At 66.1% G+C, this 20,699-nt stretch carries 18 protein-coding genes; 10 read left to right on the forward strand and 8 right to left on the reverse strand.

The annotated features are described in order from the left end of the window. The 3 genes from dapF (at position 1) to LDB05_RS18475 (ending at position 3,159) form a co-directional block, all read left to right on the forward strand. Positions 1-831 carry a diaminopimelate epimerase gene (gene dapF, locus LDB05_RS18465; RefSeq protein WP_226005440.1) on the forward strand — a complete coding sequence of 277 codons (831 nt, stop codon included), beginning with the start codon at positions 1-3 and terminating at the stop codon, positions 829-831. Then, complete coding sequence (locus LDB05_RS18470) at positions 828-1,994, forward strand: M20 family metallopeptidase (protein WP_226005441.1); 1,167 nt, start codon at positions 828-830, stop codon at positions 1,992-1,994. Before dapF ends, LDB05_RS18470 begins: the two co-directional genes overlap by 4 nt. 91 nt (positions 1,995-2,085) lie before the next feature. Beyond that, a complete protein-coding gene (locus tag LDB05_RS18475; RefSeq protein WP_226005442.1) occupies positions 2,086-3,159 on the forward strand; it encodes a DUF7972 family membrane protein in 1,074 nt (357 codons plus the stop codon). A 35-nt stretch (positions 3,160-3,194) separates the two neighbouring features. Here the strand turns inward: LDB05_RS18475 and LDB05_RS18480 are convergent, their stop codons facing one another. Together LDB05_RS18480 and LDB05_RS18485 are read right to left on the reverse strand one after the other, a co-directional pair. Continuing rightward, the gene (locus tag LDB05_RS18480; RefSeq protein ID WP_226005443.1) at positions 3,195-3,611 is read right to left on the reverse strand and encodes an EamA family transporter; all 417 of its coding nucleotides are present in this window, start codon (positions 3,609-3,611) and stop codon (positions 3,195-3,197) included. A 1-nt stretch (position 3,612) separates the two neighbouring features. Beyond that, positions 3,613-4,035, reverse strand: coding sequence for an EamA family transporter (locus LDB05_RS18485; protein ID WP_226005444.1), 423 nt, complete (start codon positions 4,033-4,035; stop codon positions 3,613-3,615). Positions 4,036-4,185: 150 nt separating this feature from the next. Here LDB05_RS18485 and LDB05_RS18490 point away from each other — a divergent pair, with 150 nt between their 5' ends. Further along, a complete protein-coding gene (locus LDB05_RS18490; protein ID WP_226005445.1) occupies positions 4,186-5,019 on the forward strand; it encodes a DUF8173 domain-containing protein in 834 nt (277 codons plus the stop codon). 57 nt (positions 5,020-5,076) lie between these two features. Here LDB05_RS18490 and LDB05_RS18495 read toward each other — a convergent pair whose 3' ends face one another. Continuing rightward, positions 5,077-5,856, reverse strand: coding sequence for a CPBP family intramembrane glutamic endopeptidase (locus tag LDB05_RS18495; protein WP_226005446.1), 780 nt, complete (start codon positions 5,854-5,856; stop codon positions 5,077-5,079). A gap of 73 nt (positions 5,857-5,929) precedes the next feature. After that, complete coding sequence (gene purB / locus LDB05_RS18500; protein WP_226005447.1) at positions 5,930-7,315, reverse strand: adenylosuccinate lyase; 1,386 nt, start codon at positions 7,313-7,315, stop codon at positions 5,930-5,932. A gap of 177 nt (positions 7,316-7,492) precedes the next feature. Between purB and purH the strand changes: the two genes are divergently transcribed. Together purH and LDB05_RS18510 are read left to right on the forward strand one after the other, a co-directional pair. Then, positions 7,493-9,133 (forward strand): bifunctional phosphoribosylaminoimidazolecarboxamide formyltransferase/IMP cyclohydrolase, encoded by a 1,641-nt coding sequence (gene purH, locus LDB05_RS18505; protein ID WP_226005448.1) that lies wholly within the window; start codon positions 7,493-7,495, stop codon positions 9,131-9,133. 405 nt (positions 9,134-9,538) lie between these two features. Next, complete coding sequence (locus LDB05_RS18510; protein WP_226005449.1) at positions 9,539-10,882, forward strand: glycerate kinase type-2 family protein; 1,344 nt, start codon at positions 9,539-9,541, stop codon at positions 10,880-10,882. Here the strand turns inward: LDB05_RS18510 and LDB05_RS18515 are convergent. Both LDB05_RS18515 and LDB05_RS18520 read right to left on the reverse strand, forming a co-directional pair. Beyond that, positions 10,879-12,240 (reverse strand): GntP family permease, encoded by a 1,362-nt coding sequence (locus tag LDB05_RS18515; RefSeq protein ID WP_226005450.1) that lies wholly within the window; start codon positions 12,238-12,240, stop codon positions 10,879-10,881. The two genes, LDB05_RS18510 and LDB05_RS18515, sit on opposite strands and share 4 nt — an antisense overlap. Positions 12,241-12,558: 318 nt before the next feature. Then, on the reverse strand, positions 12,559-13,392 hold the full coding sequence (locus LDB05_RS18520) for an amidohydrolase family protein (protein ID WP_226005451.1): 834 nt from the start codon (positions 13,390-13,392) through the stop codon (positions 12,559-12,561). Positions 13,393-13,581: 189 nt separating this feature from the next. Here LDB05_RS18520 and thsA point away from each other — a divergent pair, with 189 nt between their 5' ends. Both thsA and LDB05_RS18530 read left to right on the forward strand, forming a co-directional pair. After that, complete coding sequence (gene thsA / locus LDB05_RS18525) at positions 13,582-15,126, forward strand: thermosome subunit alpha (protein WP_226007936.1); 1,545 nt, start codon at positions 13,582-13,584, stop codon at positions 15,124-15,126. Positions 15,127-15,250: 124 nt separating this feature from the next. Then, positions 15,251-15,622 carry a HalOD1 output domain-containing protein gene (locus LDB05_RS18530; protein ID WP_226005452.1) on the forward strand — a complete coding sequence of 124 codons (372 nt, stop codon included), beginning with the start codon at positions 15,251-15,253 and terminating at the stop codon, positions 15,620-15,622. A 42-nt stretch (positions 15,623-15,664) separates the two neighbouring features. On the opposite strand, the gene LDB05_RS18535 is transcribed toward LDB05_RS18530, so the two are convergent. Together LDB05_RS18535 and LDB05_RS18540 are read right to left on the reverse strand one after the other, a co-directional pair. Further along, positions 15,665-16,507, reverse strand: coding sequence for an SAM hydrolase/SAM-dependent halogenase family protein (locus LDB05_RS18535; protein WP_226005453.1), 843 nt, complete (start codon positions 16,505-16,507; stop codon positions 15,665-15,667). A 91-nt stretch (positions 16,508-16,598) separates the two neighbouring features. Further along, positions 16,599-17,117: a nicotinamide-nucleotide adenylyltransferase gene (locus LDB05_RS18540; protein WP_226005454.1), complete on the reverse strand. Its 519-nt coding sequence runs from the start codon at positions 17,115-17,117 to the stop codon at positions 16,599-16,601. A 330-nt stretch (positions 17,118-17,447) separates the two neighbouring features. On the opposite strand from LDB05_RS18540, the gene lonB reads away from it, so the two are divergent. Beyond that, on the forward strand, positions 17,448-19,604 hold the full coding sequence (gene lonB / locus LDB05_RS18545) for an ATP-dependent protease LonB (RefSeq protein ID WP_226005455.1): 2,157 nt from the start codon (positions 17,448-17,450) through the stop codon (positions 19,602-19,604). Continuing rightward, positions 19,605-20,645: a CPBP family intramembrane glutamic endopeptidase gene (locus LDB05_RS18550; RefSeq protein WP_226005456.1), complete on the forward strand. Its 1,041-nt coding sequence runs from the start codon at positions 19,605-19,607 to the stop codon at positions 20,643-20,645. The last annotated feature ends 54 nt before the right edge of the window (positions 20,646-20,699 follow it).

Raw genomic sequence — 20,699 nt, forward strand, 5'->3', positions numbered from 1 at the left:
ATGACTGTCCCATTCCAGAAGTACCACGGCACCGGCAACGACTTCCTAATTATCCACGCGGACGAACACGTTCCGGATCGGGGCGTGCTCGCGGAACGCGAGTGCGACCGAACCGACGGCGTCGGTGCCGACGGGATCCTCTTTCTCGCCCTCGAGGAGAAATTCAACCCGCCACGCGTCGTGATGACGCTGGTCCAGCCCGACGGCTCGACGGCACCCATGTGCGGCAACGGCGCTCGCTGTGCCGCCGAGTGGGCCATGGAGCGGACGGGCACCGACAGCGTGATGATCGACACGCAGGCGGGGACCCTGCGCGCCGACCGCGACGGCGAGGACGTCGTCATCGAAATGACCGGGCTCACCTTCGACCCCGAGGAGGTTCCGGTGCTGGCCGACGAGCCGGTCCTTCGAGAAGAGATCGAGGGGCTCGAGGTCTCGGTCGTCAACACCGGCGTACCCCACGCCGTGAGTTTCGTCGACATCGTCGACGACGTCGACCTCGAGGAGATCGCGCCGCCGGTTCGCTACGCCGACGCCTTTCCCCGGGGGACGAACGTCTGCGTCGCGAGTCCCGACGGCTCGGGCGGCTTCCGTCAGCGCACCTACGAGCGCGGCGTCGAGGGCGAAACCGACTCCTGTGGCACCGGTGCGGTCGCCATCGCAGTCGCGGCGCGTCGCCTCGGCCTCACCGACGCCGACCCGGTTTCCGTTAGCCCGCCGGGCGGCGATCTCCGCGTGAGTTTCAACGAGCGCGGGCGGCCGACGCTCGCCGGCCCCGTCGAACACGAGTTCGACGGCGAGGTAGCCGTCGAGTCCCCGGTCGAGCCGTGACTGGTATCGAATCCTCCGGCGACACCGAGGTCGGTAGCGCGTTCGATCCGATCACTTTCCTCGAGACCGCCGTCCAGCACCCCTCCCACGAGGACGTGGGATCGATGCGCGAGTATCTCTGCGAGACGCTCGAAGCCCGCGGAATCGATCCTCGCGTCGACGACGCCGGGAACGTGCTCGCGAGCCGCGGCGTCCCGAAAGGCGAGGCCGAGACGCACGTCGTTTTGAATACCCACATCGACACGGTCTCGCCGCATGTCCCCTACGAGCGCGACGAAGATGCCGCCGAAGCCGACGGGGGACCCGTCATCCGCGGTCGCGGCTCCTGCGACGCGAAGGGACCGCTCGCGGCCCTTCTCTCCGCGTTCTTCGGGGTCGAACCGACCGACGGCCGCGTCACGCTCGCGATCACGCCCGACGAAGAAGTGCTCTCGACGGGTGCCTACGCGCTCGTCTCGAGCGACGATCCGCCCACCCGAGACGCGGACGCGGTGATCGTCGGCGAACCGACCGATCTCGACGTCTGTACGGCCGCGAAGGGGCGCTTTCAGGGGACCATCCACCTGACGGGTGCCAACGCTCACGCTGCCGAACCCGACACCGGGACCAACGCCGTCGCCGCCCTCGAGGGCGTCCTCGAGGCGATCCGGACCTTCGGGGAGCGCGCGGACGCGCCGCCGGCTCACCCCCAGCTCGGCGCGGCGACGCTGACCCCGACCGTGGTCGAGGGCGGCGAGGCGACGAATCAGGTGCCGGCCGACTGCGCGCTGACGGTCGACCGGCGGAGCGTGCCGCCGGAGACGGCCGACGAGTTCCACGACTCACTGACGGCCCACCTGCGGGCCGCCGTTCCCGAGGCCGTCGGCCTCGAGTTCCGTTTTACCGACCGGCCGACGCCGTTCCTCGAGGCCTGGGACACCGATCCCGACGCAGCGGTCGTCGATATCCTCGCGGACGCGGCCGGCGGCGACGTACGGCCCTTCACGGCGGCGACGGAGGCCTCCTACTTCGCAGCGGACGCACCCACGGTCGTCTTCGGACCGGGCGTCCTCGCGGACGACGAGGGAGCAGTCGCACACGCGCCGCGGGAGTACGTCCGCGTCGACGCCGTCCGGGAGGCGGCGCGGGCGCTCGAGGCGACGGTGGCCGAACTGCTCGAGTGACGACGGGGTATCGCCGGACCGACGTGTCGGTCGACTGGTTCGATTGTCGGTAGCAGACGATTTAACCCGCGGGTCGGTGTACGGCGGGGTTATGGGCGGTGACACGGAGACTGTTCCGCGGCCAGACGATACGATGCGCGAGCGCGTCGGCGAAACGCGCGTGAAGATCTGGTTTCTGATCAGTGCGAATCGCTGGTTCGTCACTGCCGTCTTTCTCGCGACCACGTACGTCCTCCTCCTCGTGTTGCACGTGTTCGGTCCCAGCGAACCGGGGAAACTGATATCGACGGGTGGAATCGCGTCCCTGTTCGGCTCGATGGTCATCGCCGTCGTGACGAGCGTGACCCTCGTCCTGTCGATCTCGCAGTTCGTCCTCGCCGAAGAGATCGGCCCGCTCGGCGAACAGCGCAAACGGATGTCGAACGAGACAGACTTTCGCGAGGAGGTGGAGGACGCCGCGGCGATCGGTGTGAGTCCGGTCGAACCCGCTCGATTTCTCCAGACGCTCATCGAAACGGCCGAGACGCGAGCACGGAGCCTCGACGACATGGTCTCTGGTGGCGCCGATTCTGAGGAGTTCGACGAAATCGCCGCGTTCACCGAAGGACTCATCGAACACAGCCAGATCGTCAGCGACGAACTGACGGGTGCCGACTTCGGTTCGTTCGAGACGCTGCTTCCCATCCTGAATTACAACTACTCGTGGAAGATCTTCACCGCCCGAACCCTCCGGGAAAAGTACGCCGAGTCGCTTTCGTCCGACGCCACGGCGGCCTTCGACGACCTGATCGAAGCGCTGCAGTTCTTCGGTCCGGCGCGCGAACACTTCAAAACGCTCTACGTCCAGTGGGAGATCATCAACATCTCCCGCGGCGTCCTCTACGGTGCGATGCCGGCGCTGGCGATCGCGGCCTACATGATGCTCGAGTTCGACGCTGCGCAGGTCACCGGAACGGTGTCCGGAATCAGCACGGCCTACCTCGTCGTCAGCGCCCTCTACGTGCTCACGCTCACCCCGTTCGCCGTGTTGCTCGCGTACCTCCTGCGCGTCCTCACGGTGATGAAGCGGACGCTCGCGATCGGGCCGTTCATTCTCCGGGAAACGGAGCAACTGGAGTCAGTTCGGTACGAGGACGCGAGCGAGGTCGAGTCGAAAGAGCGTTGATTGCTACCGGCGAGCGGGAGCCGTTCTCCCGAGCGTTACACCGACATCAGTACGATGGCCAGCACGCTCAAACCGATGGCGGCTACTTTTCGGGCGGTGACGGTCTCCTCGAAGGCGACGATACCGACCAGCGAACTGACGACGATGAAGAGCCCGTAAATCGGGACGACGACGCTCACCGGGCCGAGCGCGAGCGCCCGGTAGTAGGTCAGCAGGCCGATCGTCAGTAACACGCCCATCGCGACGATGTACGGGGTGCGGGGGTGCCGGAGATAGGGTCGCACCGACAGACCGCGGTAGCGGATCACGAGGCCGACGGTCACGAACATGACGGAGTTCGACAGGAACACCGCCAGCGTGCTGGGCAGCTCCGTCATCGCGATCGAGAGCAGCGGTGCGACGAGGCTGTACACCAGACAGGCGATCAGCGACAGTCCGAGGTAGCGCCGCATCTCACTCCTCACCCCCCGCGGCGAGATAGATCGCGAGCGCTGCGACGAGGATTCCGGCGGCGCGGGTGGCCGTCAACTCCTCGCCGAGAAACGCGATCCCGATGACCGAACTCCCGACGATGAACAGGCCGTAGATCGGGACGACGACGCTCACCGGGCCGCGCTCGAGCGCCTGGTAGTAGGCGAGGATGCCCGTGGAGAGGAACAGCCCGGCGACGTAGACGATTCCCGCTGCGGGGCCCACTACATCGGCGGGGCGGCCGGTCCCCGTCGCGGCGAGGACGACGGCCGTCAGACAGAGAAAGATCGTCGTCGACAGGAAGAGCGCGACCGCGGGCGGGACGTCCGCCGTCACGGCGCTCGTCAGCGGTGCCATCAGTCCGTAGGCCACGAGCGCGACGAGCACCCAGAGGAGGTACTCCATACGCACTCGTCGTATCACCATCGACTTTTAGTACTCGATCCGTCCCGTTCGCGTCGGTGACTGGATCGAGAGACGGCGGTGACGGCGCTCGAATTTCGATGGCGTAACCGCACCTTTTTATCAGTCTGCTGTCTGTCTCGGGACGAAACCGTGGTCCTCGCTGAGTCCATCCTCGCTTTGCCGTCGCTTCCGTCCGGCGTTGTACCAGCGGTCGCTCTCGGTCCGCTCGCCGATTCTCCCCTCTCGCAGGCCGCGGGCGTCGCGCTCTCCTGGATGGTCGTCACCGCAACCATCGCCGCCGTTCTCCTCGTCGCCGTCCCGCAGTCCGTGCGGGGACTTCGGGACGACGTCGTCACCGGGCCGGATACGAGCTTCGCAGTCGGATTCGTCTCCGTCTTCGGCCTGCTCGTCTGCTCCGCGCTGCCGCTGTACGTCGGGACGTCGCTCGAGCACGCGACGCTGATCACGGCCGGTTTGATCGTGGCCACGCCGGGACTGATCGGGTGCGCCGCGTTGCTGGTGGTCGGCGGCTGTGTCGGGACTATCGTCGCCGGCGATCGGCTCGTCGGCCGGTTCGGCTCCAAATCCTCGTCACTGTGGCGGTCGCTGGCGGTCGGGGCGCTGGTCGTCGGCGGGAGCCAACTGGTACCGATCCTCGGAACCATCGTGACGATCGCGGTGGGGGTCGTCGGCAGCGGTGCGATCGTCAACGGCGGACACGAACGGTGGCGCGGGGAGCCGCTACTTGCGTCATCGATCACTCACGCCGGCGATCGAGAGATGACTGACCGAGCACCGAGCCGTCCGGAGCCGGTCGAATACGGAACCGATACGCCGGAGCAGCCGACCGACTCCCGTTCCGAGACGGAGCGGGTGCCGGCCCCGCCCGGCCGCGACGAAACGCGAGACGACCACGCGCTCGACGGTAGCCGGAGCGACGGCGGCGCTCGAGGAGACGATACGTCTCGAGACGGGCGTCCGTAGAAGTCACACGAGCGGATCGCTGTTCGGGAGCCACGCGCCGAAGACCGCGGGCGACGGTCAGGCGTAGGTCAGGTAGTTCGTGAGATAGACGGTCGCGTTGAAACAGCCGTGGATCAGCGCTGGAACGACCAGATTGCCGCTGAGTTCGTAGAGCGTGCCGAAATACAACCCCAGCGTCGTCACCGTCCCGAGACTCACGATCACCGCGCTCGGTTCGGTGCCCGCGTACACGGGCAGGTGGATCGCGCCGAAGACGAGGCCGGTGAGTCCGACTGCGACGACCGTCGGAAACGTTTCGTTGAGCCGCGACTGGAGGACGCCCCTGAACAGGAGTTCCTCGCCGGGACCGGTCAACAGCAGCGCGAGCGGAATCCCCAGGAGCAACAGGGCGGGATACTCCCGACCGGCCTCGATCCCGGAATGGGTCGTCCCCTCGCTCCCCCCGAGCGGTTCGATCAGGTCCACGACCTGCTGGTAGCCGACGAGGACGACGAACGCCCCGACGAGTCCGACGACGACCCAGGCGAGATCCCACCAATCCGGCCGCCGAATTCGGAGCAAATCGACGGCGAACGCCGGGTCGAAACCGCTGCGCCGGATAATCAGATAGGAGAGCGCCGTGCCGCCGGCACCGACGACGTTGAACGCCACCGAGAGCCCGATCTCGTCGACGGTTTCCGTGCTGTACCCCAGTACCGAGAGGTGACCGACCGCTCCCGTTCCCGCGGCCATCCCGGTGAAATAGCCCAGGAGCCCGATAACGAGGCAGAGTCCGATCGCTCGAGTACCGCGTTCGAGTCGCGCTCCCACCCGGCCGGTCCGTCGTCTCGAGGACACAGCGTCACGTTGTCGGGAGAGACAAAAATAGGTAGTGACACGTCGGCGCCGTCGCCGATCACCGCAGCGTCGCCTACTCGAGGTCGTCGACCAGTTCGCTCGCGACGCCGGTGTAGCCCGTCGGCGTCAGCGCGTGCAGTTCCTCGCGCACGTCCTCGTCGACGTCGAGGTCGTCGAACATCTCGCGGAAGTCCGCGAGGGTGACGTCTTTCCCGCGGGTCACGGCCTTGACGCGCTCGTAGGCGTCGGCCTGCCCCTCGCGTCGGAGGATGGTCTGGACCGCCTCGCCGATGATTTCGGGGGTGTTCTCGAGGTCATCGCGCATGACCTGTTCGTTGGGGACGACCTTCGAGAGCCCCGACGCGGTCTTCCCGTAGGCGATCAGGCAGTGCGCGAAGGCGCCGCCGATGTTGCGCTTGACCGTCGAGTCCGAGAGATCCCGCTGGAGCCGGGACGTGGTGACGTAGTCAGCGAGGAAGGAGAGGTCCGAATTCGCCTTCGAGAGGTTGCCCTCGCTGTTCTCGAAGTCGATCGGGTTGACCTTGTGGGGCATCGTCGACGAGCCGGTTTCGCCTTCGACGGCTTCCTGACCCAGATAGCGGTCGGAGACGTAGAGCCACATGTCGAGGTCCAGGTCGAGCAGGACGGTGTTCGCCCCGCGGAACGCGTCGAACAGCGCCGCGAGGTCGTCACAGGGGTTGACCTGCGTCGTCAGCGGTTCGAATTTCAGGCCGAGGCCTTCGACGAAGTCTCGAGCGAACGCCTGCCAGTCGACGTCGGGGTAGGCGGCGACGTGGGCCGCGTAGGTGCCCGATGCGCCGCCGAGCTTGCCGCTGAGTTCGTCCGTCGCCTGTCGGATGCGACCGGTCGCTCTGCCGAGCCGCGCGGCGTAGACGGCCATCTCCTTACCGAATGTGGTCGGCGTGGCGGGTTGGCCGTGCGTGCGGGCCAGCATCGGGAGGTCGCGGTAGTCGCGCGCCATCTCGGCGAGCGTCTCCCGCACGTCGTACAGCGTCGGAAGGAGCACCTCGTCGACCGCGTCCCGGACGAGCAGTCGGTGGGCGAGGTTGTTCACGTCCTCGCTGGTCAGCCCGAAGTGGATCCAGGCGGAGGCGTCGCTGTCGTCGGGCAGCCGGTGCCGGACGAAGTACTCGACGGCTTTCACGTCGTGGTTCGTCGCGTCGAACTCCTCGTAGCCCTCCGTCTCGAGCGTCTTGATCAGGCGGGCGTCCTCCTCGGCGAAGTTGGTGTACAGCCCGCGGAGGTGCTCGCGTTCCTCGAGGGAGAGCTCGAGCGGGGTCACCTCGAGATCGGCCAGCGCGATGAGGTACTCGACTTCGACGCGAACGCGGGCGCGCATGAGGGCGGCCTCGCTCGCGTACGGCGACAGCGGTGCGGTCCGGCCGTCGTACCGGCCGTCCAGCGGCGAGACGGCGTACAGGGCGTCGGTCTCGGTCATCGGTGCGAACCTGTCCAGCGCGGTGCAAAAGCGTATCGAAACCCGGAGCGTCCGACGCCACGAGCGTGCATACCTTCGCAGAACTATTCGCGAATCGCGCCGTATTAATACACGATTGTGGATATCACGGCGGTCGAGACCGCAACCACTTTGCCACTCGCGGGCGCGAGTCCGACCATGACGCGAATCGCCGGGATGGCCGGCAACCGAGGGCGTAACCTGTTGAACATCGCCGACCGAGAGCCGGGCGGAGCCGAGTTCGCCGTGATACTCGCGACCGACGCGGACGCGCCGGTACTCGAGGCCGCGGCCGAGCGCGGGATTCCCACGGAGGTCGTTCCCCTCGCGGACGAGCTGAGCCGCCGCGAACACGAGGAACGGGTGCTCGAGGCCCTCTCGAACTACGAGTTCGATCTCGTCTGTCTGGACGGCTACATGCGGATCCTTTCGGACACCTTCCTCGAGGAGACGCCGACGACGCTGAACGTCCACCCCGCGCTACTGCCGTCGTTCCCCGGCATGGACGCCTGGGGCGACGCGCTCGAGGCCGGCGTCTCGGTGACGGGCTGTACGGTCCACGTCGTCACGGACGCGACGGATGAGAACGGCGCGGTCGTCGAGAGCGAGGTCGACGCTGGGCCGATCGTCACGCAGGAGCCGATCCCGGTCTACGAGGGCGACGACGAGGACACGCTGAAGGACCGCGTCCTCTACGAGTGCGAATTCCGCGCCTATCCGCGCGCCGTGAAGTGGTTCGCGGAGGGTGCGATGGACGTGGATCTCGAGGCGGGCGACGTCACCGTCGACGCCGACGTGGCGAGTACCGACGGCGACGACCACGACGGGCTGCCGGCCCGTCGGCTGGTCTCCGACGACCGCGCGGACACGCTCCGCTACGGGGAGAATCCCCATCAGGGCGCTGCGATCTACACCGACTACACCTGCGACGAGGCCAGCGTCGTCCACGCCGACCAGTTGAACGAGGGCGCGAAGGCGCTGTCGTACAACAACTACAACGACGCCGACGGCGCGCTCAACCTGATCAAGGAGTTCGACGAGCCCGCGGCGGCGGTCATCAAGCACACCAACCCGGCCGGCTGTGCGACCGCCGACTCGCTTTCCAAGGCATACGAGAAGGCCCTCTCGACGGACCCGATGAGCGCCTTCGGCGGTATCGTCGCCCTCAACCGCGAGTGCGACGCCGCGACGGCCGAACAGATCGTCGACTCGTTCAAGGAGGTCGTCGTCGCGCCCGGCTACACCGACGACGCGCTCGAGGTCCTCTTCGAGAAGGAGAACCTCCGGGTGCTCGACGTCGGTGAACTGAACGACGACCACACCGAACGGTTCACCGAGAAGCCGCTCGTCGGCGGCCGACTGGTTCAGGAGCGCGACCTCCAGTCGATCTCGGTCGACGACCTCGAGGTCGTTACCGAGCGCGAGCCGACCGAAGACGAACTCGAGACGATGGTCTTCGCGTGGCAGACGCTCAAGCACGTCAAGTCCAACGGGATCCTCTTCGCGGACGGCACCGAGACGGTCGGCATCGGCATGGGACAGGTCTCCCGCGTCGACGCGGTTCGACTGGCCGCGATGAAGGCCGACGAGCACGCGGAGGGGAAGGACTCCCAGGGTGCCGTGATGGCGTCGGACGCGTTCTTCCCGTTCCCGGACGGCATCGAGGAGGCCGCCGAAGCGGGCATCGAGGCGGTTATCCAGCCCGGCGGCTCGGTCAACGACGAGGACGTGATCGAGGCCGCGGACGAACACGGCATGGCGATGGCGTTTACGGGCCAGCGGTCGTTCAAGCACGACTGAGAGCGAGAGTGGAACGACCGCGAGCGAACGGAGTGAGCGAGCGGGCTTTTTTGGTCTCTTCGCGAACAGCGTGAGCGAAGGTCAGCGAAAGCTTCGATTTCGCCAGACAGATTTTTTACGCGAGTGGTCGGCGGAGCCGACCCAAGCGCAAAAAAGGTGGATACCGCGATGGCGTTTACGTGCCAGCGGTCGGTCAAGCACGACTGAGTTTGCAACCAACGGTAGCTCACGGCGATGGTCCGCGTTGCGCCGCGGGGAAGCGATAGAACCCGCACTTCGAATCCGCTAGTTTTAGCGTTTCCCGGAAGACGGCTCGTCTATGAAGGAGACGAGATCAGACCGTCGAGCCGCAGTCTCGAACGCCGGTTTCAGCGCTCTCTCGGGACCGAAAACGGGTGATCGACAGTGATCGAAGGCCGCGACCGCCTCGCCTCGAGCGAGGGTCGCGACGTCGCGCTCGAATGCGTCGAAGCCGGCATCGAAGCGGGCCACCCGCGGCGGGTCGTCCGCGACGCCGTCGCGATCGAGGGCGACCACCTCCGCATCGCGGACGAAACGTACGACCTCGCCGAGTACGAGGAGATCGTCGTCCTCGGCGGTGGCAACGCCGCAGCACACGTCGCCGTCGCCCTCGAAACGGTCCTCGGCGACCGGATCGATCGCGGAATCGTGGTCACGGACGACCCCGTCGAAACGGAGGCCGTGACCGTTCGCGAGGGCGATCACCCGGTCCCGAGCGAACGCGGCGTCGACGGCACGCGGGCCCTACTCGAGGCGGCTGACGCGGCGACGGAAGACACGCTCGTTCTCGCGGCGATCACGGGCGGGGGCAGCGCGCTCATGGCCGCGCCTGCGGGCGACGTGTCCCTTGCGGACCTTCAGTCGACCACCGACGCCCTGCTCGCGAGCGGGGCCGATATCCACGAAATCAACGCGGTCCGCAAACACCTCTCGGCACTGAAAGGCGGTCGGCTGGCGCATCGCGCCGCCCCTGCGACGGTCGCCTCGTTGATCCTGAGCGACGTCGTGGGGAACGATCTGAGCGTGATCGCCAGCGGTCCCGTCGCGCCCGACGAATCGACCTTCGACGACGCGCTCGCGGTCCTCGAGCGATACGAAATCGACGCGCCCGATGCGGTCATCGATCGCCTCGAGCGAGGCGTAGGCGGCGAGATCGCCGAGACGCCGGGAGCCGACGATCCGGCGTTCGAGACCGTCTCGAATCACGTCGTCGCCGACGGGATGACCGTGCTCGAGGCGGCTCGCGACGCGGCAGTCGAGCGCGGATACGAGACCCTCGTGCTCTCCTCGCGCGTTCGCGGCGAGGCCCGCGACGCGGCCGCGACCCACGTCGCCATCGCGGAGGAGAGCCGGGCGACGGGCACGCCGGTCGAACCGCCGGCCGTCGTCCTCTCGGGCGGCGAGACGACGGTGACGGTTCGGGGCGACGGGACGGGCGGGCCGAACCAGGAGTTCGCGACGAGCGCGGCGCTCGAGCTCGGGAGCGGTCAGGACGTCGGAACTGACCGCGGAATCACGGTCGCCGCGGTCGACACCGACGGCATCGATGGCGCGACCGACGCGGCCGGCGCAGTGGCCGACGGGACGACCGTCGAGGACCCCGATGCGGCGCGTGCGGCCCTCGCCGAGAACGACGTCTATCCGTATCTCGAGTCCCGGGAGGGCCTGATAGTCACGGGGCCGACCGGGACGAACCTGAACGACCTGCGGGTGCTGGTCGTTCGCTAGAAGACTACTCCGGCGACGTTTCGGAGCACGACGATCCAGAGGATACTCGAGACGCCGAGCACCAGCGTCGCGAGGGTCCAGGCCTGGTAGGCCGTCTCAGTCTCCATGTCGGAGAACTCCGTGATGATCCAGAAGTAGGAGTCGTTGGCGTGGCTGACGGTCATGCTGCCGGCCCCGATCGCGAGGACGGTGAACACCTGGCCGATCTCGGTGTTCAGGCCGAGCGAACCGAGTAGCGGCGCGATGAGGCTGGCCGTCGTCAGGATCGCGACCGTCGAGGAACCGAGCGCCGATTTCATCGCAGCGGCGACGACGAACGCGGCGAACAGGCCGATACCGAGGCCGCCGAGCGTGTCGGTGATGAAGTTCTCGAGCGGCAGCGCGGAGAGGACCTCGCCGAACGCGCCGCCGGCGCCGGTCACGGCGAGGATGACGGCAGCGTTCGTTATTCCGTCGGAGACCCACTCGTCGGTGACGCTGCTATCGAAGTCAGGGACGATCGCGAAGGCGATGAAGGCACCGACGAGCAGAGCGACGGCAGGATCGCCGACGAACAGCAGCCAGCGCTGGAGCGTCCCAGTGATGAGCTCCGGATTCTCGGCTTCCGGGTAGGCCGCGATCGAACCGAGTGCGATGAGCGCGATCGGGACGAGCAGCGGCGCAAAGGAGGCCGCACGCGAGGGCATCGTTCCGTACTCGGCTTTGATCTCGTCGATCGTCATCTCTGGGTCCGGATCGATGTGATAGTTCGACGCGACTTTGTCGGCCCACGTCGCGGCGACGAAGACGATGGGAATACTGACGATGATACCGGCGAGCATAACGAGGCCGATGTCTGCGCCGATGATCCCTGCGGCCGCGATCGGACCGGGCGTCGGCGGGACGAAGACGTGAGTAACGTACAGACCGCCCGCGAGCGCCACACCGAGCGTCGACAGCGAGAGCCCGGAGCGCTGGGCGAGCGATCGGTTCAGTCCCGAGAGAATGACGAATCCGGAGTCACAGAACACCGGAATGCTGACGAAACTCCCGGTGATCGCCATTACCTGCGTCGTGTACTCCTCACCGACGTAATCGAGGATCGTCTCCGCGATGACGATCGCCGCACCCGAGCGCTCGAGGCAGGTGCCGATGATCGTCCCCGCGATGATCACGATCCCGATGTATCCGAGGATGCCGCCGAACCCGTCGGTCACGAGCGACGCGACTTCGGCGGGGTCGAGTCCCGCGGCGAGACCGGTCAGGTACGCGGCGAGGAGCAATGCGAGAAACGCGTGTAGATCGAGTTTCGCCGTGGCGAGGATGATAAAGGCCACCGCCGCGGCGAGCAACAGTACCAGTGGAAATCCTTCGAGCATGCAGTCGGCCGTGGTTCATAAAATATGATTAATGTAGCGATCTATCGGTATTATTGATATTAGATACACGTATTTTCGGAGCATATTGGTCCTGAAGCGTACGAATCAATATATTATCAAGACACATTATATAATAGATATTATAGCATTTTGCGGGCATGCACTGCCGCGGGTTCCGAACGGCCGCTGACCGTCGCTCGTGGTCGCTACCGGTAGAACCGAGATAATCAAACACGTCGGTCGGAAGCGAGGGCGTGTTCGTCTCGACGGGGAGAGTCGAATTGCGTCGCGATCCGCCGCAGTGAAACCCGATCGAGCTCAGATTCGCCGGTCCGCGTGGACGGTGAGCGCCTCGACTATCCGACAGGCGTTCTTCGAGAACGCGCGCCGGAGCAGATCCTCCGACACGTCGAGGGTGAGTATCTCCATGACCGCGACGTTGGGGTGGCAGGCGGGCGCGCCGCTGCCGAAGAAGACGCGATCGGGGTGTTCCATGAGCGCGCGCTCGAGCTGTTCGCGGTACCGAACGAAGCTCGTCTCGAGGTAGCAGTCGTCGTACTCGTCGAGGAGGTCGATCATTTCGTCCATCAGCGCCCGATTCAGCGGATGGCCGCCGAAGCGGCCGACGATAACGGGGAAGGTTCGATCGAGAAGGGTCTCCTCGAGCGTCTCGGGCGGTGCGTCGGTGCCGCCGCGAACGATCACTGGAAGGTCGACGTCCTCGAGCGCCGCGATGACGTCCTCGTCCGGGTAGCCGTCGACGGCGGGATCGAGAACGAATCCGTGAAACCGGTCGTCGTACGCGTATTTCTCGATGTCGCTCGGCGACGTGTGGCGTTCCGTGCGGCGACTGACGGCGTTGCGGAGCTTCCCGGTCGCGTTCCGGCCCGGGGTCTGGGTCCCGTTGATCCGGGCGAACGCCACGAACGGCCGGTCGACGCTGCGTCTGGCGACGCCGTTGTTCGGCGCGACGTAGCTGGTTCCCGGATCTGACGGCGGGAAGACGACCGATTTCGTGACTCCGGCCTGATGCATCTCCCGCTCGAGTCGGTCCGCCGTAATCGGCGGTCCCCGATTCTCCCCACCGCCGTCGGTCGGCGGGAGCCGCGCCGAGATGTCGACGACGCGAAACCCGTGTTCCAGCTCCAGCATTCCCATCGTGGTGTTCCGAGTCGAGCTATATCTTGCTACCGGCTCTTCGGCACCCCTTCCTGTGGGTAGCTCTCACACGCAATCGCAAGACGGAGCGGTGGTAGGAGGGAAAAGGTTATATAGAAGTGCTAACGACATAGGTAGTGAGGATCAACGATGGCACAACAGCGACGCATGGGTGGGCAGCCCATGTTCATTATGAGCGAGGACAGTCAACGAACGCAGGGTCGGGACGCGCAGTCGTCCAACATCATGGCCGGCAAGGCCGTGGCCGAGTCGGTACGCACCACGCTCGGACCCCGCGGAATGGACAAGATGCTCGTCGACTCCGGCGGGGACGTCGTCATCACGAACGACGGCGCGACCATTCTCAACGAGATGGACATCGAGCACCCCGCGGCCCAGATGATCGTCGAGGTCGCCGACTCCCAGGAAGAGGAAGTCGGTGACGGGACGACGACCGCGGCGGTGCTGGCGGGCAACCTGCTGGGCGAGGCCGAAGACCTCATCGAGCAGGACGTCCACGCGACGACGATCGTCGAAGGGTATCACGAGGCCGCCGAGATCGCCCTCGAGGCGATCGACGAGCAGGTCAACGAGGCCGACGTCGACGACGAGATCCTGCGGCAGGTCGCCGAGTCCTGTATGACCGGTAAAGGAACCGGCGGACTCACCGCCGCGTCGCTGGCCGAGACGGTCGTCGAAGCGATCCGTCACGTCGATACCGGCGAGGGCGTCGCACGCGACAACGTCACCGTCCACACCCAGATCGGTGCGTCGTCGAACGCGACCGAACTCGTTCCCGGGATCATCGTCGACGAAGAGCCCGTCCACGACGGCATGCCCAGCGAGGTCGAAGACGCGTCGATCGCCATTCTCGACGTCGAACTCGGCGTCCGAACCGGCGACGTCGACGCAGAGTACGCCATCGACTCGATCGACCAGCTCAACGCCGCCATCGACGCCGAGGAAGGCGAGCTCGAGGGCTACGCCGAGACCGTCGCCGAGAGCGGGGCCGACGTCGTCTTCACCACCGAGGACGTCCACGACCGCGTCGCCAACGCGCTCGCCAACGAGGGCGTCCTCGTCTTCGAGGGACTGGGCGACAGCGACGCCCGCCAGGTCGCGTCCGCGACCGGCGCGCGCCGCGTCGGCGACCTCGACGACCTCGAGGAATCCGACTTCGGCTCGGCCGACCGGATCCACACCGAAACCTACGGCGACGACGACCTCGCGTTCGTCGAGGGCGGTCAAGCGGCCGAGACCGTCACCGTCTTCGTCCGCGGCGGTACCGAACACATCGTCGACGAACTCGAGCGTGCCATCGGCGACGCCCTCGACGTCGTCGCGACGGCCCTGGAGTCCGGCGAAGTCGTCCCCGGAGCCGGCGCGACCGAGATCGCGATCGCGGACAAGATCCGCGAGGAAGCCGCGGGTATCGAGGGCCGCAAGCAACTCGCCGTGACGGCCTTCGCCGACGCGGTCGACATCGTCCCCCGGACCCTCGCCGCCAACACCGGCCGAGATCCCATCGACGTGCTGGTTGACCTTCGGTCCGCCCACGAGTCCGACGGTCGAGCCGGGCTGATCACCAAGGGCGACGAGGTCACGATCGACGATCCCTTCGAGCACGGCGTCGTCGACCCTGCCGACGTCAAGCGCGAAGCCGTCGAGAGTGCGACGGAAGCCGCCACGATGATCGCCCGCATCGACGACGTCATCGCCGCCGAATAACGTCGCTGTTCGCAGCAGTCGTTCTCTCTATCTGACTTTTTCGACCGATACCGCATCGATGTAACGGTGAGCATGCCGCCCGGCCATCAATGTTAAGTGTTAACACATATCAATCAAATATATTATGTCCGGACCCGCTCCGCGAAAGACCCTGACGGCGATCGGCGACACCGACGGTCGCACGGTCTACTACGACGAGGATCGGGAGACGTACCACACGTGGTGTGACGAGGGCGATTACGAACCGGTGAGTACGGCCCTCCTCATGACCGTCTCGTCGGTGCTCGGGGTCGAGCCGAACGATCTCGAGGCGCTCTCGGAGTGCGTCGAACCGGACGCGTTGAACGCGCTGTTCGTCCACTGGCGAGGTGACGAGCCCCGCGTCGGCGACGGTTCGGTCTCCTTTACGTTCTCACAGTGTGCCGTGACGGTCCGGTCGGACGGCGAGATCGTGATCGATCCGACGCGACGACACCTCCCGTCAATCAGCGGCTGATGGGTCCGGGTGAGGCCCCCGCTCACAACTACTCGTCCCCCGTCAGTCACGGGCATTCCCGGCCGGCTCGAGGACGACCCGATCGCCGGGCTCGAGGCCGAACGCGTCGTCGCCACGCCCCTGATTGACGTCGAGTTCCACGTAGCCGTGGCTCCCGACGGTCGCGAGTCGGTCGCCGACGGGAACGGCCGCGAACGTCTCTCCGACCGGAACGGGGTCGCCGTTTACCAGCAGCCGCTCTCGCCCGTCGAGATACGAACCGGGCACGTTCGTGATCGCGTTCCCGAACCCGTCGACCACCAGCACCTCGCCCCTCGCCCGTTCCTCCTCGAACGTGGGGTCCGGAAGCTCGAGGTCGACATCAACTGCGTCCGGCTCGAGCCACTCGAGCGAGCCGAGCGCGTCGATATCGGTCTCGTGAACCCCACCGGCGGCGGGTGCGAAGACGTCCCGTCCGTGGAAGGTGTTGCTCCGTGGGACCTCCCCGTCGCTCGAGGCCGTCGGGGAGTCCGCCGGCGTCGTCGGATCCGCGGGACCGAGCGTCCGCTCGTCGATCACGTACGTCTCGAGTCGATCCTCGTCGCCGCCCGCGAGCCGCCGCGCTGCGGGCAGCAAGACGCCGTTGTCCGGGCCGACGAGCGCGTGATCGCCCGCACGGAGAACGATCGCCGCCCGGTCGGTGCCGACGCCGGGGTCGACGACGACCAGGTGCGTTGCAGGCGGGAAGTACGGGAAGACCTCGCGCAGCCAGAAGGCGGCGGTTCGGACGTCCTGTCGGGGGAAATCGTGTGCGACGTCGACCAATCGAGCGTCCGTCCGCTGCAACAGGACTCCCTTCATGGCCGCAGGATACGGCGTGCCGAAGTCGGATGCGAGCGTAATCATGCTCGACCGTAGGCGGTGCTCGCTCAAAGACGGCGCGGACTCGGGTCATCGGCCGTCTCTCGTCGGGACCGATCGCTCGGCACTCGGCCCGTCAGTTCTCGTTCGAATCCGAGTCGCTGACCATCCGAATGCGTTCGAGACCGTCGGTCTCCTCGACGACTTCGACGACGGCCTTCGGGACGAGCGACTCCCAGTCGCCGCCGGTGATCATCCGCTCGCGAACCTCCGACCCCTCGAGGACCTCGCGGTTGAACATCGGGGACTGACGGATCTCGATACCGGCCTCGCGGAAGAGCTGGATGACCAGCGGATTGTTCGAGTACGCGACGTCGAAGTCGGGGCTCATACTCTGGACGTGGCTCACCCACACCGAGTTCCGCTCGAGGTCCTCGATGGGGACGGCGTAGGTTACGAGATCGGAATCGACGAGCGACTTCGTGATCATCATGATCCGCTCGCCCGCTGTAAACGGGTTCCGGACGGTGTGTGAGTCGTCGGCGCTCCCGATTCCGAGGACGAGTTCGTCGACGTCCTCGGCGATCTTCTCGACCATACTTCGATGACCGTTGTGGAAGGGCTGAAAGCGACCGATGTAGAACCCCCGAGTCATAGCGGGAACTGTTCGGGCACAGCGCTTAAGCGTGGCGAGTTTCCCGCGATCCGATACGTCGGCACGCCGAGTGTCGGTCGTTGGGAGCGATCACTGCGCTCATCCGTCGGCCAAGGGGGTAGTTATTGCTACACTCGGACACCACGATTTCGACAGGTCAGGTGACCGTATATTCCGACGCTAGTAACAACGTATTAAATAATCGAACGGTGTCTCCTGAATCCCCCCGTCGACCGCTGTCCGCCCCGGTATCAGCAACTGACACCATACTCCGCATGGAGAAAGTATATCAGTCGCAATCCCTTCGACTCAGGTACCGAACAGAGTTCTATGAGTAACGATACGAACGTTGACGACCCTCCCGAAGACGTCACGGACGCTCCCGAGGACGGCGAGTCCGCGGAGCGCTCCGAGCGTCAGGGAGACCGGTCGCCGCCTGAGGAAGACGGTGACCGTCGTCACGACGTCGACGATCCGATCGACGAGTTCGAGCCGACGTCCGAGGAGGAGGACGACGACATCGAGACCGTCGAGGACCTCGGTAGCACGGTCGAGGTCGATCCGGGGGTCGAAGTCGACGAGGAGATCGCCGAGGACGACCTCCTGGGCGGGCTCAAGATCGACTCGACGGAGGACATCGAGGTTCCCGATCGGCTCGTCGACCAGGTCATCGGCCAGGACGAAGCTCGAGATATCATTATCAAGGCAGCGAAGCAGCGTCGCCACGTCATGATGATCGGCTCGCCGGGGACCGGCAAGTCGATGCTGGCGAAGGCGATGAGCCAACTGCTTCCGAAGGAGGACCTTCAGGACGTCTTAGTCTACCACAATCCCGACGACGGGAACGAGCCGAAGGTCCGAACCGTCCCCGCCGGCAAGGGCGAACAGATCATCGACGCCCACAAGGAAGAAGCCCGCAAGCGCAACCAGATGCGCTCGATCCTGATGTGGATCATCATCGCGGTCGTCATCGGCTACGCGATCCTCAGCCCCGCCAGCATTCTGCTCGGCGTCCTCGCGGCGGGGATCATCTGGCTGATCTTCCGCTACACCTCTCGCGGCTCGGACGCGATGGTCCCCAACATGATCGTCAACAACGGCGATCAGCGCGTGGCCCCCTTCGAGGACGCGACGGGCGCCCACGCCGGCGCGCTGCTGGGCGACGTCCGCCACGACCCCTTCCAGTCCGGGGGTATGGAGACCCCGAGCCACGACCGCGTCGAACCGGGCTCGATCCACAAGTCCAACAAGGGCGTGCTGTTCGTCGACGAGATCAACACGCTCGACATCCGGACTCAGCAGAAGCTGATGACGGCCATCCAGGAGGGCGAGTTCGCCATCACGGGCCAGTCCGAGCGCTCCTCGGGCGCGATGGTCCAGACCGAACCCGTCCCCTGTGACTTCATCATGGTCGCCGCCGGGAACCTCGACGCCATGGAGAACATGCACCCCGCGCTCCGCAACCGGATCAAGGGGTACGGCTACGAGGTCTACATGGACGACACCATCGAGGACACCCCCGAGATGCGGCGCAAGTACGCCCGCTTCATCGCCCAGGAGGTCGAACGCGACGGCCGCCTCCCGCACTTCACCGACGACGCCGTCGAAGAGGTAATCCTCGAGGCGAAACGCCGCTCGGGCCGCAAGAACCACCTCACGCTGCTGTTCCGCAGCCTCGGTGGCCTGGTCCGGGTCGCGGGCGACATCGCCCGCGCCGAGGATCGGGAGTTCACGACCCGCGACGACGTCCTGCAGGCCAAGAAGCGGTCGCGCTCGATCGAGCAACAGCTCGCCGACGACTACATCGAGCGCCGCAAGGACTACGAACTGCAGGTCAACGAAGGCGGCGTCGAAGGCCGCGTCAACGGGCTCGCCGTCATGGGCGAGGACTCGGGCATCATGCTCCCGGTCATGGCCGAGATCGCCCCCGCACAGGGCGGCGGGCAGGTCATCGCCACCGGGAAGCTTCAGGAGATGGCCGAGGAGTCCGTCCAGAACGTCTCCGCGATCATCAAGAAGTTCTCCGACGTCGATCTCTCGGAGAAGGACATCCACATCCAGTTCGTCCAGGCCGGGCAACAGGGCGTCGACGGCGACTCCGCCTCCATCACGGTGGCGACCGCCGTCATCAGCGCACTGGAAAACATCCCGGTCGATCAATCGGTCGCGATGACCGGATCGCTCTCGGTGCGCGGCGACGTGCTTCCGGTCGGGGGGGTCACCCACAAGATCGAAGCCGCCGCGAAGGCCGGCTGTACGAAGGTCATCATCCCCGAGGCGAACGAACAGGACGTGATGATCGAAGAGGAGTACGAGGAGATGATCGAGATCATCCCCTGTGCGAACATCAGCGAAGTCCTCGACGTCGCCCTGATGGGCGAACCGAAGAAGGACTCGCTCGTCGATCGGCTCAAGTCGATCACCGGCACGGCGTTCGACCAGGGCACCGTCGGCTCCGCCGGCGGGTCGAACCCGAGCCCGCAGTAAATGCCTCAGTGGACGACGTTCGTCGGTATCACGGCCGTCGTCCTCGTGTTGCTGCTCGTTTTATCGCATCTGACACAGTCCGCGTTTACCGACGCCGAACCCGATTCCGGCGGCGACGCCGGTTCGCGAACTGACTCGTCGACGAGGGATTCCGTCGACGAGGCGGCCGATCCGAGCCTGCGGGAAGACGCGCCGTTCGACTCGGACGCGAACTCGATCGCGACGGATCACGATGCTTCTCGGAGCGTGGACGCCGCTGATTCTCCCTCGAGCGCGAGCGGGGAATCGGATCCGACCGCCCCAGATACCGCCAACGAGGTCCGGACGAGAGCCGACACCGACGCCTCGAGCGAGAGACGCGGCAATGCCGTCGAGGACGCAGAACTCCGACGGCCGGCCGATCGCGGCGTCGATCCGGACTCGCTGTCGACCGGGATGGTCCTCGCGAACGTCGCCTTCTCGCAGGGCCTGTTCGCGCTCGTCCTGCTCGGTGCAGTGGTCTATACGGCCATCCCGGCGTCGGCGCTGGGCCTCGAGCTCTCCGTCGACTATCTCCGGACGGGATTGCTGTGGGGTACGGCCGCGGGGATCGTCCTCTACGTCGCGAACGAACTCGCCGCAGCGGCTGCGACCCATCTCGGCTTCGATCACGACGAGGCCCTCCGGGAACTGCTCTCTCCCGACTCGATCGGGGAGTGGGTCATTCTGCTCGTCGGCGTCTTGCCGATCATCGCCGTCTTCGAGGAGTTCCTCTTCCGGGCGGCGCTGATCGGCGTCCCCGCCGCGGGCTTCGGTCTCTCGCCGTGGCTGCTCGCGATCGGTTCGTCCGTCGCCTTCGCCGTCGGCCACGGCATGCAGGGGTCAGTCGGCGTCGTCGTCACCGGCGCGCTGGGGTTCGTGCTCGCGGCCGTCTTCATCGTCACCGGGAGCTTCCTGGTCGTCGTCGTCGCCCACTACCTCGTGAACGCCCTCGAGTTCGTCGTCCACGAAGGCTTCGAGCTCGAGTGGGCCGAAACCCTCGAACGGTATAGTAGTCGGTGAACGTCATTGCACTCCCGGTCGCGAATCAGCGGCCAGTACTGTTCGTGCTGGTCG

This window comes from Natrinema salinisoli, from assembly GCF_020405205.1.
GTDB lineage: Archaea > Halobacteriota > Halobacteria > Halobacteriales > Natrialbaceae > Natrinema > Natrinema salinisoli.

Bases quoted from the DNA above. Each gene is read 5' to 3' on its own strand.
- LDB05_RS18550 (WP_226005456.1), top strand. From the start codon at position 19,605: ATGCCTCAGTGGACGACGTTCGTCGGTATCACGGCCGTCGTCCTCGTG.
- LDB05_RS18535 (WP_226005453.1), bottom strand. From the start codon at position 16,507: ATGATTACGCTCGCATCCGACTTCGGCACGCCGTATCCTGCGGCCATG.
- LDB05_RS18530 (WP_226005452.1), top strand. From the start codon at position 15,251: ATGTCCGGACCCGCTCCGCGAAAGACCCTGACGGCGATCGGCGACACC.
- LDB05_RS18475 (WP_226005442.1), top strand. From the start codon at position 2,086: ATGGGCGGTGACACGGAGACTGTTCCGCGGCCAGACGATACGATGCGC.
- LDB05_RS18540 (WP_226005454.1), bottom strand. From the start codon at position 17,117: ATGACTCGGGGGTTCTACATCGGTCGCTTTCAGCCCTTCCACAACGGT.
- lonB (WP_226005455.1), top strand. From the start codon at position 17,448: ATGAGTAACGATACGAACGTTGACGACCCTCCCGAAGACGTCACGGAC.
- LDB05_RS18480 (WP_226005443.1), bottom strand. From the start codon at position 3,611: ATGCGGCGCTACCTCGGACTGTCGCTGATCGCCTGTCTGGTGTACAGC.
- LDB05_RS18515 (WP_226005450.1), bottom strand. From the start codon at position 12,240: ATGCTCGAAGGATTTCCACTGGTACTGTTGCTCGCCGCGGCGGTGGCC.
- thsA (WP_226007936.1), top strand. From the start codon at position 13,582: ATGTTCATTATGAGCGAGGACAGTCAACGAACGCAGGGTCGGGACGCG.
- LDB05_RS18520 (WP_226005451.1), bottom strand. From the start codon at position 13,392: ATGCTGGAGCTGGAACACGGGTTTCGCGTCGTCGACATCTCGGCGCGG.
- LDB05_RS18485 (WP_226005444.1), bottom strand. From the start codon at position 4,035: ATGGAGTACCTCCTCTGGGTGCTCGTCGCGCTCGTGGCCTACGGACTG.
- dapF (WP_226005440.1), top strand. From the start codon at position 1: ATGACTGTCCCATTCCAGAAGTACCACGGCACCGGCAACGACTTCCTA.
- purB (WP_226005447.1), bottom strand. From the start codon at position 7,315: ATGACCGAGACCGACGCCCTGTACGCCGTCTCGCCGCTGGACGGCCGG.
- purH (WP_226005448.1), top strand. From the start codon at position 7,493: ATGACGCGAATCGCCGGGATGGCCGGCAACCGAGGGCGTAACCTGTTG.